Raw genomic sequence first — 13,979 nt, forward strand, 5'->3', positions numbered from 1 at the left:
AAGAAATTATATTTGTAGACTACAAATGTGAAAATAAATTTAAGTATGCTTTATGAAATTTTAGCAAAAATTCAACGAAAAAGCCAGATTTCTCGTCTCAAAAAACACCCTCATGTTTCTTTTAAGGGGATAAAACTTGGGATCAGTGATCATTTTATTCTGCACGAACATTTAAAGAAGGTTACCATTGGAAGCTCAGTCAGTTTCCGAAATTATGTACACGTTCTTGTGCAGCAGAATGCTACTTTAGAAATCGGGAATAATTTTTTCATGAATAATTTCTGTTCCATCAACTGTCTGGATAGTATCTCCATAGGTGACAATACGTTATTCGGGGAAAATGTAAAGTTGTATGACCACAACCATGCGTATCAGACACATCCGGATTTTAAACTGTCTCACGCTGAGTTCACCACAGCTCCCATCAAAATAGGAAGCAACTGCTGGCTCGGGAGCAATGTAACCGTCTTAAAAGGGGTTACCATAGGAGACAACTGCATCATTGGAGCAGGATGTACCATTCACAAAGATATTCCTCCCAATACAACCGTAATCAATCATCAAGATTTAATACTCAAGGAACACTAATGAAGTTTTCGATTCTTATTGCCCATTATAACAACGCTCATTTTTTTAAAGCCTGTTTTGAAAGCATCCTTCAACAGACATATACAAACTGGGAAGCTGTAATTTTAGATGACGGCTCTTCTGAAAGTGAAAAGAAAATGATACAGGAAATGATTTCAAAAGATAAAAGATTTAAATTTTTTGAAAATGAAAGAAATTCCGGTGTAGGAGTGACAAAAAGTAAACTGATTGAGCTGGCAAAAGGCGAAATATGTGGGTTTTTGGACCCGGATGATGCCATTACTCCTACGGCTATTGAAAAATGCATGGAGATCTTTCAGGCTAAAAAAAATACAGTCCTTACCTATTCAAGGTTTATGACCTGTGATCAGAACCTGAAACCTATTTCTCCGTTCAGATCAGCGATGCAGGTTCCGAATAGTGATCCTTATTTTTTTAATTTTCCTATTCAGATTGCTCATTTCGTAACCTTCAGAAAAGCGGTTTATGAACTGACAGAAAAAATGAATCCGGATTTAAAAATCGGGGAAGATCAGGATCTGTACCTTAAAATGTATGAAAAAGGAAAAGTTCAGTTCATTGATGAAACCAACTATCTTTACAGAACCCATCAGGGTGGAATTTCCCAGAATGACAATAAAAAGAAATCCCACGAGTATTTTGCCCAGGTGATTTTCAATACCATGAAGCGCAGAGGACTTACCTCCATCAACGGACAGAAAGTTCCCGACCAATATACCGGAGCGGATGAAATATTCGGATTGCTGCAATATCAGCATCAGCTGCCTTTCCGTATCAAGAAAAAATAAAAATTACTTTACAATCAATCTTCGGTTAATGTTAGAAAAAAAATAAAAATTTTGTTCAGGCACCGTTCCATGGAAATGGGAGGCGTAGAAAAAGTACTTCTGGGACTTCTCAACAACCTTAATCCTGACAAATTTGAAATGACGGTATGCCTTACTCTTAATCAGGGTAAATTGCGCGATGAACTTCCCAAACATATCAGAAAAGTATATCTTACAGAGGGAAAAGAAGATTTTTCCACCAACTCTCTTTTACAAAAACTTCAACTTGCCAAGAGAAGGCTAAAGCTACGTAAGCTGAAAAACAACCCAGCTATTGCAGATCGGCTTATCAATGATACTTTTGATATAGAAATCGGGATGGATTACAGGGATTATGATGCTATTCTTAATTCTACCCATAAGAATTCAAAAAAAATAGGCTGGTTTCACTCTGAAATCAATGTCCCTAAATTCCAGCCTTTGGTTCCGAACATTTTAAAGAGTTTTCCCCAGTTTGATCATATGGTGTATTGCTCGCACAAGATAAAAGATATGATGCATCAGTATTATCCTGATCTCAATTATCCGGCGGAAAGTGTTATTATCAATCCTATTCCTATCGAAGAAATCAAACATAAGGCAGAAGAAAAGCTTGAAACGTTCCCTGAAGGACCCGTTTTTGCCTCTATTGGAAGACTTCATTCAAGAAAAGGGTACCATAAACTTATTGAAGCTCATACAAGGCTTATCAATGAAGGATTCCATCACAGCATCATTGTTATTGGTGATGGTGACGAAATGAAAAACCTGATGGCTCAGGCAGCAAAAAACAATGTTGAGAAGACCTTTATTTTGGCAGGGAATAAGATGAATCCTTATCCTTATATCAAAAAGGCGGACTATTTCGTTCTTTCTTCCGAATCTGAAGCATGGCCTTTGGTGATTGCTGAAGCATTAATTCTCCAGAAGCCTATTATTGCCACGAATGTAGGAGATGTAGGTCTGATGATCAAAGACCGGGAAACGGGATACCTCATCAGCTATGAGGTAGATGAAATGTATTCGGCAATGAAAACATTCCTTACCGATCCCAGCCTTGTTCTCCAAATCAGAGAGAATCTTAAAAATATTGAAAGTCAGTTTGACAATAAGAAAATATTTGACAGCGTAGAAAATATTATAGAAACGCTGCATAAAAAATAGTTTACTGTGCAGAATATCCTCCGTCTATTACGAGATTGGTCCCTGTGACCCATCTTGAGGCATCTGACAGTAGAAAAATACAAGCATTCGCTACATCTTTAGGATCTCCTATTCCCAGCGGATGCTTTTTTATGATTTCTGATGAAGCTTCTTCACCGATATCTTCAAACATTTTTTCTAAAATCGGGGTATTTACCATTGCAGGACTTATGCTATTGACCCGGATATTACTTCTGGAAAGTTCCATTGCCAATGAACGGGCTCCGGAAATAACAGCTCCTTTACTGGCAGAATAAGCCGCTTTCCCAGCCTCTCCTACCATCCCTGCAACAGAAGAAATAAATACGAAACTGGAGGTTTCATCTTTATACTTTTTTAGAGATAAAATTTTAGCAATTTCAAGTCCGGCAATGACATTCACTGCAAATATATCCTGATACAGCTGAGTATTGTGCTTTTTTAACGGCAATGTTTTTTCAATGCCGGCACAGTGTATAAATCCTGATATTTTACCTAAAATCGAAACTTTATCTGCAATAATTCCTTCAAGGTTTTCAGATTGGGTAATATCTTCGGTAATGACCTCTACTTTCGTTTCAGGATCCAGCATGGAAACGGTTTTCATCAGTTCCTCATGGTTTCTTCCTACAAGAATCAGATCGGCACCACTTCTGCTGCATTCTACAGAACAGCTTCTCCCGATGCCGGAAGAAGCTCCTGTAATAAGAATAATTTTATTTTTTAATGAGAAAACGTCCATTAATCTTCAAAATTTTCTTTCCCAATAACATTCATCAGATCTGAAACAGTCTCTATATCTTTAAAGTGTTTTGTATCAATTTTTTTACTGAAATTTTCGTCTACAAACGCAATAACAGAAAGTAAACTGATAGAATCATAACTCTCTAAAGATTTCAAATTCGTTTCAGTGGTTAATGTTTCATCTTCTTCCAATTCCTCTTGTAGTTTTTCTAAAAAACAGATGTCTTCATATTTTATAATTTTAAATGTTTGTTCTCTTAAATTTCCATAATAGTGGCACCCCATGAGTATCCTACTCCAAATCCTGCCATTAAAACTTTATCACCTTCCTTCAGCATTCCTTTATCCATCATATTCTTAAGGGCAATAGGAATTGTTGCAGAAACAGTATTCCCGGTTTTTTCCATATCAATATAAAACTTTTCTGCCGGTATTTTTGTTTTCTTTCTTAAATAATTCAGCATAAAAGAATTGGCCTGGTGAAAAACAAAATGGTCAATATCATCCATCGTCATTCCATTGACTTCTAAAGTTTCTTTTACCAGTCCCGGGATATTTTCAATGGTAAAATTAAAAATTTCAGGACCATTCATATAAATATTTTCAGGGCTGAATTCATGCTCAGGATTCAGCGCAAAATCTCTTTTGAAGCCTCCTTTCTTCACGATAAGGTTTTCAGCACCACTTCCATCTGTTCCCAGACAGAATTGATAATCATTCCCTTCAGCTTTTTCAATAATCGCAGAAGCAGAGGCATCCCCGAATATACTTCGGTTTCCTTTATCATCTGGGTGAATATGTTTGGTATAGGTTTCTGAAGTCACCAAAAGAATGCTCTTTGCAATTCCTGCCGAGATCAGTCCTTTTGCAAAAGCCAGTCCATACACAAACCCCGAACAGCCAAGGTTAAAGTCTATGGCTCCAATATTTTTTCTAAGACCAAGTCTGTCCTGCAAAATACAGGCCGTTGTAGGAAGAAAATACTCTGGACTTTGGGTACAAAACAAAATGAAATCTACCTTGTTCCGGTCATAGTTTTCGAAAATTTTTTCTGAAGATTGTACCGCCATATCCAGCGCTGTTTCATTCTCAGAAGAGATATGACGCTGAGCGATGCCTACTTTCTCATGAATACGTTCGGAACTCCACTCGGGAAATAGTTTTTCAAGATCTTGGTTAGTTAACACCTGCTGAGGCAGATAATATTCTATTTTTGAAATTTTCATCATATTAATAAATTCTCTTTCTTTGCAAAAGTAACGAAAACAAATTTATACTTGTGACGATTTTTATATTCAGATTCCTATTAAAATTAGATTCTCTCTATCATTCTTTTTTGAATAGAGGAAGCCTTGAAGTGGCAAAATATAGAGGGATGAAAGTAGGTAAAAACTTCAATATGCCTGATAAAGTGTATTTCGGAACTGAACCCTACCTTATTGAGATTGGCGACAATGTGAATATTGCCGGAGATGTAAGATTTGTGAACCATGGTGGAACCACTACTCTATTGAGAAGACTTCCCGGATATGAAGATGCCAGAATTCTTGGGAGAATAAAAATCGGAAATAACTGTACCATCGGGCTCAATTGTGTGATCATGCAGGATGTACAGATTGGAAACAACTGTATTTTAGGAGCCAACTCAGTATTGTCACAGTCTATGCCGGACAATACAGTCTTTATCGGAAACCCGGCACAATTTCTGTGTACTATTGAAGATTATGGTGATATTGTCTTAAAAAACAATCCGGAATACCCCCGTGAATTGGAGAAAGACAGAAAAAAGCTGGATGCCTATATCAAAGAAAATCTTCCTCACAAGTATAAAAAAGCAAGAAAAATTAAATAAATTTAATCTTGTAAAATCATAAAAGACAAAAAACAAATTGGAAAAGAAAAAACTCCTCATTCGTATAGGTTCATTACGTCATGGTGGTGCTGAGAAAGTATTAATCAACTTTTTGAAGAATCTTCCTTCGGATAAATATGAAGTAGATCTTCTTGTCAACCTTTATTCCGGAATATATATTAAAGAAGTTCCATCCTGGGTGACTCTATACTATTTAACAAAAGGAGAAATGATAACAACCAACAGGCCGCAGGACATCCCTGTGAAGGCTTACAGGGTTTTGTATCAGAAAATGTTTCTTTGGTTTCCTTCTCTTCTTTATAAATTTGTTTTAAAAAATAAAAAATATGATGTAGAAATTGCAGCCATTCATGCGATGCATCAGGAAATTCTGTCCAGTCCTCAAAAAGATTCCAAAAAAATCATCTGGGTACAGAATGATATTTTCAATCTAAAAGGATACACTCCGGAAGTCATCAGACAGTTTTTCAAATTTGACAGAATTCTTGTGATTTCCAACAAACTTCAGGAAGGTATGCACAACTTGGCCAAAAACGAAGCTGAAAAGGAGTCTGTCATCAAGATCTTTAATCCGATTGATAAGAATGATACCTTAAGGAAAGCGGATATTGAAATTAATGATTACCCGTTCAACACGGATCTTCCCACTTTTGTAACGGTAGGCACTGTATATCCGCAGAAGGGCTACGACCGGCTTTTAAATGTTCATAAAAAACTGATTGATGAGGGATTGAAACATCAGCTTCTGATCATTGGTGATGGTTATGATTTTAACAATATTCAGGATCAGCTTAATCAACTTGGGCTTCAGGATACCGCAAAAATGCTGGGTTTCAGCAGTAATCCGTATCCTTACATGAAAAAAGCAGATTTTTATATTATGTCTTCACGCCATGAAGGGTTCCCTACCATCATTGCCGAAGCACTTATTCTCAACAAACCTATTTCTGCAACGGATATTTCCGGGATCAGAGATCTTCTGCAGGACGGAAGACTTGGAAATATCACCCCAAATTCCGAAGAAGGAATCTATGAAGGAATGAAAAAGTTTCTTACCGATAAAAATATATCTGAAGGGTACAAAAAAGAGATCTCAGAAACTGAACTTCCGTTTGTTTTAGAGAAATCTGTAGAGCATCTTCAGAAAATAATTGATGAAGTATAAAAATAGTTACGATGGCCAATTATTCTATTATTCAAAAAGACTTTTACCGAGAAAGCGGAAAGTGGCTTTCAAAGTTTGAAATCTGGAAAAAGTGCATTAATCCTAATCTTCATTTTGTATATGTCTTAAGAATGGCTCAGAAATATCAGAAGAGCCCTGTTTTGAATACTTTTTGGAGAATTGTATTAAGACATTATCAAATCAAATACGGCTTTCAGATTTATCCTGAGACCCAAATCGGGGAAGGTTTTTATCTGGGCCACTGGGGAAGTCTTGTCATCAACCCAAAAACCATTATTGGAAAAAACTGTAATATCGCACAGGGAGTCACTATAGGCCAGCAAAACCGTGGGAAAAATGCAGGTTCTCCTGTTATTGGCGATGAAGTATGGATAGGCACCAATGCAGTAATTGTAGGGGGTATCACAATTGGCGACAACGTATTGATCGTTCCAAATTCCTATGTCAATTTTGATGTTCCTTCCCATTCTGTTGTCATAGGAAACCCCGCTAAAATTATCCCTACAGAGAATGCCACAATGGATTATATCAACCGTAAAGTGTAGTAAATCCAACAGTTATAGTAAAAGTTCTACTTGCATTTATCGGTAATTTCGTTTACATTTGTAAAAAAAGTATTGTTTGGCTATGAAATAGCAACATAATCATCTGATTTTATAAAAAATATAATGTTTTAGAACTCAGCTGACATCAATCCCTCAATACTGCTATTTCTGAAAAAAAACCACTTAATATTAAAAACACAACCCAGCTCTTATTATTAATTTTAAAAAATAATTTTTGATGAAAAAAATACATCTTTACCCCTCCCATTCTTTATCTGCATTATCAACTCTATAATTAGATTTTCTACAGTAACTTAAAGTCTGGCGGAAAAAGCAGCTCTCCACACGAAACTGTAACACCCCCTCTTTAAAAGTTTTCTTTTTGAGTTGATATCATACTCCAACCTTTAGAATGAGTATCTTATATAAATTCTTTTCATGCAATACATGATTATGATATTCGGCAGACTCTTATCCGGAGGACTTTTGGGAAAGATTATTTAAAAAATTTATCTTAACAGAAAGCACATACAAATATGTTCAAAAAAATAATTCCTATTCTTCTCATTATAATATACCTCACAGGTTTTCTACTTTCTTTCCCTTATATTTTTGATAATCTGTTCGGAGCGGAAAAACTGGACAGCATCCGAAATATTATTGAATACGGGATTATGTTTTGTTCTTTTCTTGTATTTAATGCCCTTCTTTTTAAGAATAAATTTACTTCCGTCATCGCTGTTGTTCTCTGTTTGTTATTGAGTATTAACTTTCTGATATCAGCATCCTGTTTTCTCATCTACCATTCCGGGTTTAATGTAGGAATGGCCATCAGTATTCTTGAATCTAATCCAGATGAAGCAATGAGCATGTCTTATATGTTTATTCTTCCTGGTATTTTATTTTTTGTTTTTCTGGGAATGCTACTATACTCCGTGAATTACCTTAAAAAAGAGGTAGTAAAATTCGATGCTAAATTTATCATTATCGCTTTATTATGGCTTATTTTACCATTTGGATATCATCTAAAACACAAATACATAAGTAATAAAGGAGGAGGAAAAATGATTAAAAATGTATATTATCATTTATCCGATTTCAATACTGCATTGAATATACAGAGAGATATTAACGCAATTAAAAAGAATATCCCTGTTTTCAACATTAAAAAAATACAGCCAGGGATAGAAAATGTAATTCTGATCATCGGAGAATCAGAAAGAAAACAGAATATGTCATTGTATGGATATTCTAAAAAAACTACTCCTTTTACGGATCAGCAAGCTGAAAATATGATGATTTTTGATCATGCTGTTTCACCTGCGGGAATCACCAATCTAAGTGTTCCTCTAATGCTGTCGAGCATCCATCCGGATGAATTCAGATACCGTTATGACAAACTCTCCGACAATGTTATCAACATGGCTAATCAAGCCGGCTACAATTCTTTCTGGCTGAGTACACAAGCAAGTGCCAGAGGAATAACCGCTATGGCTTCCCTATCCAAAAATAAAAAATGGGTAAACGGCTATGATGAAGAAATTGTTCCTGAACTCAAAAAAGTCATTCAGAACCAAGGAGATAAATTTGTGGTTCTTCATATCATGGGAAGCCATCCCAATCCTTGCAACAGGCTCCCTCCTAATTGGAATTCTGAAGGCCTGAACTGCTATGACAGCTCTATCAAATATACAGATTATGTCTTCAAAAATATTTTCAGCACACTGAAAAATACCAATTCTGTAGTCATCTACGCATCAGATCATGGACTGAAGATACAAGGAGACAAACTATTGCATGTGGACTCAAAAGAATCTACCCAGGTTCCATTTTTTATATGGTATGGTGATAAAGTCCCGGCAGATTACAGAGTTACCGGACATGAAACCAAGCAAACCCAAACCACTTATGTGTATCCTCTCATCATGAAATATATGGGTCTTGAACCTCCTCAGCATTATAAAAATGAAGGCAAGAAATATTTAAACTTAGAAATGAAGAGTATGGAATATGATAAATTGCCTGAGTAAATAGCCGTTAAATTTGTATTGCTGCCTTTTTTCTATTGATAAAATAGGCAAACAGCAGATTAGGAACCCAGCAAAGCCATGCTACGGCAATATAAGAGTTATCAGGATCTCCGGTAATGCTTTTTAGTAAAGGATACCACAGCCTAAGGGTCACCGCTGCAAAGGTACAGGCATAACTATAAGTCATCAATTGCTGATGCTGGATAATATTCTTTTGTTTAATCTGTGCCACTGCGGCAAGAGTTGTCATGAGCCAGATGCATCCCAAACAGATAAACCCTATTGCTGAAACCAGTCCTCCATTGGCATAAAAACCCATATAAATAGCTGAAATAGAGCTTATGATCACAGCGATTACATAAAGAGCTCCTATTTTCCGGTGTATTCTTATATATTTATTTCTAAATGAGCTTCCAAACTGGCGCCAGCCTATAAAAAGTGCCAGCCCGCCAAAAATAATATGTGCAAAAAATGCTGTTTTCCAAATGATATTATGAAGTACTTCAGCAGATTTTGAACCCAGAAAAGTATATTTATGTTCGACGAAGGCATAAAGAAGAGGATAGGCTCCGATAAGCAATGCCAAAATACACATGATTACAAATAATAATTTTTTCATAGTGACTGATTAATTTTTTTGTAAAAATGAGGATTTTAAAAGCTCCAACTGTTCCAACATGAAAGGTGGAACCTATTTATAAGTTACTAAAATACAACAAACTACAAAACACCAAGCCAAATTATTCCATATTAATAGTAATGCTTTGGCTTTTTAGAAATTCTCTTGGTGAGCAGTTCATGTACTTTTTAAAATTTCGGTTAAATGAAGTTTTTGAATTGAATCCGCTCTCAAATGCCAGTGAAAGAATGGTAAACTTTTCGTTTTCGGGAAGCACTGCTATCCTTTTGAATTCATCAATCCGCTGACGATTGATATAATCATAAAAGTTTTTATTTTCTATTGAATTAATTGCCTGAGACAATACATTAGGGTGAACGTCTAATAGTGCCGCAGTATAATTCAGATTCAGCTCTGGATCCTTATAAAGCTTTTCCTTCTCCATCTTATCAACAAGCTTTTCATAAATAGTCATTATAGCATCCTCTCCGGGGGAATTTTTCTGATACTTCACCGTCTCTTCATCAGCTGCTTTTCCATGTATGGCCTCTGCTGCAATAGGCAAATCCAGAATCCCGACACGACTTATTCCAAAGTAAGCAGCCACTACAATAAAAAGAACCACGATGGAAAAAATAAGAATATCATTTCTAATAATCACGGCAACCCATATCAACGCTATCCCGGCAATAAGATAATACAACCAGTTAAGATTAATTTTCTCAGTGTTGGAATATTGGTTGGAAATTCTTTTCGTGTATTTTCTAACAGCAAAAAGGCTTAAAGCAACATATACTATTCCCGATAGGATCATCATGTATTTGAGAACCTTACTTATGAATGCATACTCTTTGTTTCCGCTTTGATAAACGGAAAGCTTATCCCAGGGAGATAAAATCAACAGTCTAAAAAGCATCAAAAAGACAATCAAAACAGGAATAAAATGCAGCAACCAGATCTTTTTTCCCGGATTTCTCCCTGTAACGCACAAAACATATACATACAACATAGGCCCATGGATAAATGGAAAGATAACTTCATAGCCCAGGAAATGAGGAAACTTCACATAGCTACCCGAAAAAAATAAGATGAATAAGATAAGGTGCAGTCCTATAATCAGAAACCATGCTGCCAGTACGTAATCAGCCATTATTTTTCTACGTTTCCCCATAATCAGAAATGAAGAAAAACAGGCAATAAAAATTCCTGACAGATAAAATACCGAGGATAAAGATTGCAGACCAAAATCAGACATTAGATGGATAGATTAATCAGGTGGTTAAATTATTCATTTTTCGACATATCTACGGCCTTTTTAATTAATTCTCGTGAGGTAAATCTCTTCTCTGGTAAATAATTAAGAATATTTTAATTCTCAAATCTCAAATTTTAATTTATACTTCGTAATTTTATCTTAGCTTTTAAACGTTTGGATTGCCATATAGATCTCAATAACAGCATAGCAAATCATATCGAAATACGAATATGATTTTAAGCATATTTTAATATTAAACTTTGTTAAAAGTGATTGAATCTTTAACAAATATTATATTTTTGCATAATTATTGATTTAGTCTATTGATTTTGGAAATAATTTAAACGAAATAAATAATTATAAACTTTTAAAAATTTAAAATTATGTCACAATCGTACGAGGTTATTTTTGAAAACAATAGAAAATGGGTAGAGTCCAAAGTAGCAGAAGATCCAAACTTCTTTCAGGAACTTGCAAAAACTCAGCATCCAGAATATCTGTACATCGGATGTTCGGACAGTAGAGCCACTGCAGAAGAATTGATGGGAGCAAAACCTGGAGAAGTATTTGTTCACAGAAACATTGCTAATGTTATTAATACTTTAGATATGAGTTCCACAGCGGTTATCCAATATGCTGTAGAACATCTGAAAGTAAAACACATTATTGTTTGCGGGCATTACAACTGTGGCGGTGTAAAAGCAGCGATGACTCCTCAGGATTTAGGATTATTAAATCCATGGCTGAGAAACATTCGTGACGTTTACAGGCTGCATCAGGTGGAACTGGATTCTCTTCAGGACGAAAACAAGCGTTATGACAGACTTGTAGAACTTAATGTTCAGGAGCAGTGCATCAACGTGATCAAAATGGCCTGCGTACAGGAAAGGTATATTTTAGAAGAACAACCTATTGTACACGGCTGGGTATTTGACCTTAGAACAGGTAAGATCATTGATCTGGAGATTGATTTTGAGAAAATCTTAAAAGACATCCAAAAGATCTACAACCTTACGGGTTCTGATTGGGTAATGAGCAGAAAGACTGAATAGTTTTTCTAAAAAGAAGGTAAGATGAAATTCTGGAGTATTATTGTATTAACGTTTTTTCTCAATTTTACAGCGCTGCCAAGCATTGCTGCGGTAGCAGGCTGGGATATTGCAAGAACGAATATAATAATCAATGAAGAAGAACCCCATTCTCACCCAACCTCATTTATTGTTTACGAAAAGACGATTCCGAAACCTTTGGATGTTTTCGATTATCTGAAGTTTTCTGAACCTGATGTTCAGGGTGTATCTTTTGTACTGATCGATGATTCTTTTCATCTGTCACCTTTACTTACTATATTTTCTCCCCCTCCGGAAGCGTAACTCCTATAGTTAGATTTTTTTGATACTTATTCCATATCATTTTTGATATCGGATACGCACGTACTTTAAAAATTATTTTTTTCAACTTCTTTGTAATTGACTTATTTAAAAACAAATAAGCCGGTTATACTTTACAGCTTCACATTATGAAAAAGACATCATTAATAGGAGGAATCAAGGAGAATTTTCCTTCAGGACTCGTGGTATTTTTAGTAGCACTTCCGTTGTGTTTAGGAATTGCTTTAGCATCAGGTGCTCCCCCATTATCCGGTATTATTTCCGGTATTGTAGGCGGCCTGGTAGTAGGAACATTGAGTAATTCAAATATTTCAGTTTCCGGACCTGCTGCAGGTTTAACGGCAATTGTTTTAACAGCTATCACTGATCTTGGCGCATTTGAACTCTTCCTTTGTGCGGGGATCATCGCAGGACTTATTCAATTGGTTTTAGGGTTTGTAAGGGCTGGAAGTATTTCCAACTATTTCCCCAACAACGTTATTGAAGGAATGCTTGCTGCCATTGGGATCATTATTATTTTAAAACAGATTCCGCATGCTTTAGGATTCGATAAAGATTATGAAGGTCATGAATCCATCTTTGATAATGGCTTGAATTTCGGATATTTTGCAGAATTATTTGGGGCAATCCATCCGGGAGCCATCGTTATCACTTTGATTTCTGTAGCAGTTCTTATTGCATGGGATAAAATACACGTACTGAAAAGGATGAAACTGCTTCCAGGAGCATTGGTTGCAGTAATTATAAGTATCCTTTTAAACCAACTTTTTAAAATGTCCGGAAGTTCTCTGGCTATTGAAACCCAGCATTTGGTTTCTTTACCTATTCCAAAGACTTTTGATGATTTTAAAAACCTGATTACAACTCCAGATTTTAATGGTTTTACCAATCCTAAAGTATGGATTGTAGGAGCTACGATTGCTATTGTAGCATCTATTGAAACGTTACTTTGTATTGAAGCATCAGACCGATTAGACAGACAAAGAAGAATTACGGATACCAATCTTGAGCTTAAAGCCCAGGGAATAGGAAATCTTATCAGTTCATTTATTGGTGGTCTTCCAATGACCTCTGTTGTGGTAAGAAGTTCTGCTAATGCTAATGCAGGAGCAACCTCTAAAATATCAGCTATCATTCACGGGATATTCTTATTGATCTGTGTACTTTCTATTCCTGTTATTTTAAATTTAATTCCTCTGGCTACTTTAGCTGCGGTATTAATTTTAGTTGGGTACAAGCTGGCAAAACCGGCTACGTTCAAACATTTCTGGCATTTGGGTAAATTCCAGTTTATACCGTTTGTAGCAACAGTTGCAGCAGTTGTAGCAACAGACTTATTAAAAGGAGTAGGAATTGGTCTTGCCATTTCTGTTTTCTATATTCTTCAGGGAAATATGAAAAGAGCGTATTATTTAAGCAGAGAAAGACTGGATAATGCAGATGGAATCAACATCAAGCTGGCTGAAGAAGTATCATTTTTAAATAAAGCAGCTATCAAAAAAACACTTAAAAATATAAAACCAAATTCTACGGTTATCATTGATGCCCGAAACACTTCATACATTGCAACAGATGTACTGGAAATGATTCAGGATTTTGCCAATATCAGGGCAAAGGAACAAGACATCAATGTTGAACTACTAGGCTTTAAAACTTCATACCGAGATTACGAAAGAAGTGAGGACTCTCATATTTTAGTTACTCACAATAGAGCCATGTAATCTCATTCATCAATAATT

15 protein-coding genes are annotated in these 13,979 nt (G+C 35.7%); 10 read left to right on the forward strand and 5 right to left on the reverse strand.

The features are described from left to right. Window positions 1-45: 45 nt before the first annotated feature. The 3 genes from LF886_RS23375 to LF886_RS23385 are packed head-to-tail and all read left to right on the forward strand — an operon-like array spanning window position 46 to window position 2,579. On the forward strand, window positions 46-588 hold the full coding sequence (locus LF886_RS23375) for an acyltransferase (protein ID WP_236852018.1): 543 nt from the start codon (window positions 46-48) through the stop codon (window positions 586-588). Next, entirely contained in the window at window positions 588-1,397 is an 810-nt protein-coding gene (locus LF886_RS23380) for a glycosyltransferase family 2 protein (RefSeq protein WP_236852019.1), read from the forward strand. Before LF886_RS23375 ends, LF886_RS23380 begins: the two co-directional genes overlap by 1 nt. A gap of 51 nt (window positions 1,398-1,448) precedes the next feature. Beyond that, a complete protein-coding gene (locus tag LF886_RS23385) occupies window positions 1,449-2,579 on the forward strand; it encodes a glycosyltransferase (protein ID WP_236852020.1) in 1,131 nt (376 codons plus the stop codon). Window position 2,580: 1 nt separating this feature from the next. Here LF886_RS23385 and LF886_RS23390 read toward each other — a convergent pair whose 3' ends face one another. The 3 genes from LF886_RS23390 to LF886_RS23400 form a co-directional block, all read right to left on the reverse strand. Further along, window positions 2,581-3,339, reverse strand: coding sequence for an SDR family NAD(P)-dependent oxidoreductase (locus LF886_RS23390; protein ID WP_236852021.1), 759 nt, complete (start codon window positions 3,337-3,339; stop codon window positions 2,581-2,583). Then, the gene (locus tag LF886_RS23395; RefSeq protein ID WP_236852022.1) at window positions 3,339-3,533 is read right to left on the reverse strand and encodes a hypothetical protein; all 195 of its coding nucleotides are present in this window, start codon (window positions 3,531-3,533) and stop codon (window positions 3,339-3,341) included. The genes LF886_RS23390 and LF886_RS23395 overlap by 1 nt, the downstream gene beginning before the upstream one ends. A gap of 65 nt (window positions 3,534-3,598) precedes the next feature. Next, window positions 3,599-4,570 carry a 3-oxoacyl-ACP synthase III family protein gene (locus tag LF886_RS23400; RefSeq protein ID WP_236852023.1) on the reverse strand — a complete coding sequence of 324 codons (972 nt, stop codon included), beginning with the start codon at window positions 4,568-4,570 and terminating at the stop codon, window positions 3,599-3,601. A 50-nt stretch (window positions 4,571-4,620) separates the two neighbouring features. Here LF886_RS23400 and LF886_RS23405 point away from each other — a divergent pair, with 50 nt between their 5' ends. The 4 genes from LF886_RS23405 to LF886_RS23420 all read left to right on the forward strand — a co-directional run bounded on the left by LF886_RS23405 (window position 4,621) and on the right by LF886_RS23420 (window position 8,975). Beyond that, the gene (locus LF886_RS23405; RefSeq protein WP_236852024.1) at window positions 4,621-5,193 is read left to right on the forward strand and encodes an acyltransferase; all 573 of its coding nucleotides are present in this window, start codon (window positions 4,621-4,623) and stop codon (window positions 5,191-5,193) included. A 37-nt stretch (window positions 5,194-5,230) separates the two neighbouring features. Continuing rightward, a complete protein-coding gene (locus LF886_RS23410; RefSeq protein WP_236852025.1) occupies window positions 5,231-6,379 on the forward strand; it encodes a glycosyltransferase in 1,149 nt (382 codons plus the stop codon). An 11-nt stretch (window positions 6,380-6,390) separates the two neighbouring features. Then, on the forward strand, window positions 6,391-6,945 hold the full coding sequence (locus LF886_RS23415; RefSeq protein ID WP_236852026.1) for a serine O-acetyltransferase: 555 nt from the start codon (window positions 6,391-6,393) through the stop codon (window positions 6,943-6,945). A 536-nt stretch (window positions 6,946-7,481) separates the two neighbouring features. Then, window positions 7,482-8,975, forward strand: coding sequence for a phosphoethanolamine transferase (locus LF886_RS23420; RefSeq protein WP_236852027.1), 1,494 nt, complete (start codon window positions 7,482-7,484; stop codon window positions 8,973-8,975). A 7-nt stretch (window positions 8,976-8,982) separates the two neighbouring features. Here LF886_RS23420 and LF886_RS23425 read toward each other — a convergent pair whose 3' ends face one another. Together LF886_RS23425 and LF886_RS23430 are read right to left on the reverse strand one after the other, a co-directional pair. Next, a complete protein-coding gene (locus LF886_RS23425) occupies window positions 8,983-9,594 on the reverse strand; it encodes a DUF2306 domain-containing protein (RefSeq protein WP_236852028.1) in 612 nt (203 codons plus the stop codon). A 121-nt stretch (window positions 9,595-9,715) separates the two neighbouring features. Beyond that, window positions 9,716-10,744, reverse strand: a complete 1,029-nt coding sequence (locus LF886_RS23430) for an AraC family transcriptional regulator (RefSeq protein ID WP_236852029.1) — start codon at window positions 10,742-10,744, stop codon at window positions 9,716-9,718. A 488-nt stretch (window positions 10,745-11,232) separates the two neighbouring features. On the opposite strand from LF886_RS23430, the gene LF886_RS23435 reads away from it, so the two are divergent. The 3 genes from LF886_RS23435 (at window position 11,233) to LF886_RS23445 (ending at window position 13,961) form a co-directional block, all read left to right on the forward strand. Next, window positions 11,233-11,901 (forward strand): carbonic anhydrase, encoded by a 669-nt coding sequence (locus LF886_RS23435; protein ID WP_124532389.1) that lies wholly within the window; start codon window positions 11,233-11,235, stop codon window positions 11,899-11,901. A 21-nt stretch (window positions 11,902-11,922) separates the two neighbouring features. Next, window positions 11,923-12,222, forward strand: a complete 300-nt coding sequence (locus LF886_RS23440; RefSeq protein ID WP_236852030.1) for a hypothetical protein — start codon at window positions 11,923-11,925, stop codon at window positions 12,220-12,222. 146 nt (window positions 12,223-12,368) lie between these two features. Then, window positions 12,369-13,961: a SulP family inorganic anion transporter gene (locus LF886_RS23445; RefSeq protein ID WP_236852031.1), complete on the forward strand. Its 1,593-nt coding sequence runs from the start codon at window positions 12,369-12,371 to the stop codon at window positions 13,959-13,961. The last annotated feature ends 18 nt before the right edge of the window (window positions 13,962-13,979 follow it).

The sequence above is a fragment of the Chryseobacterium sp. MEBOG07 genome (genome assembly GCF_021869745.1).
GTDB lineage: Bacteria > Bacteroidota > Bacteroidia > Flavobacteriales > Weeksellaceae > Chryseobacterium > Chryseobacterium viscerum.

Coding starts and splice junctions, on each gene's coding strand:
- LF886_RS23375 (WP_236852018.1), top strand. CDS start 46: ATGCTTTATGAAATTTTAGCAAAAATTCAACGAAAAAGCCAGATTTCT.
- LF886_RS23380 (WP_236852019.1), top strand. CDS start 588: ATGAAGTTTTCGATTCTTATTGCCCATTATAACAACGCTCATTTTTTT.
- LF886_RS23390 (WP_236852021.1), bottom strand. CDS start 3,339: ATGGACGTTTTCTCATTAAAAAATAAAATTATTCTTATTACAGGAGCT.
- LF886_RS23400 (WP_236852023.1), bottom strand. CDS start 4,570: ATGATGAAAATTTCAAAAATAGAATATTATCTGCCTCAGCAGGTGTTA.
- LF886_RS23415 (WP_236852026.1), top strand. CDS start 6,391: ATGGCCAATTATTCTATTATTCAAAAAGACTTTTACCGAGAAAGCGGA.
- LF886_RS23420 (WP_236852027.1), top strand. CDS start 7,482: ATGTTCAAAAAAATAATTCCTATTCTTCTCATTATAATATACCTCACA.
- LF886_RS23425 (WP_236852028.1), bottom strand. CDS start 9,594: ATGAAAAAATTATTATTTGTAATCATGTGTATTTTGGCATTGCTTATC.
- LF886_RS23430 (WP_236852029.1), bottom strand. CDS start 10,744: ATGGCTGATTACGTACTGGCAGCATGGTTTCTGATTATAGGACTGCAC.
- LF886_RS23435 (WP_124532389.1), top strand. CDS start 11,233: ATGTCACAATCGTACGAGGTTATTTTTGAAAACAATAGAAAATGGGTA.
- LF886_RS23440 (WP_236852030.1), top strand. CDS start 11,923: ATGAAATTCTGGAGTATTATTGTATTAACGTTTTTTCTCAATTTTACA.
- LF886_RS23445 (WP_236852031.1), top strand. CDS start 12,369: ATGAAAAAGACATCATTAATAGGAGGAATCAAGGAGAATTTTCCTTCA.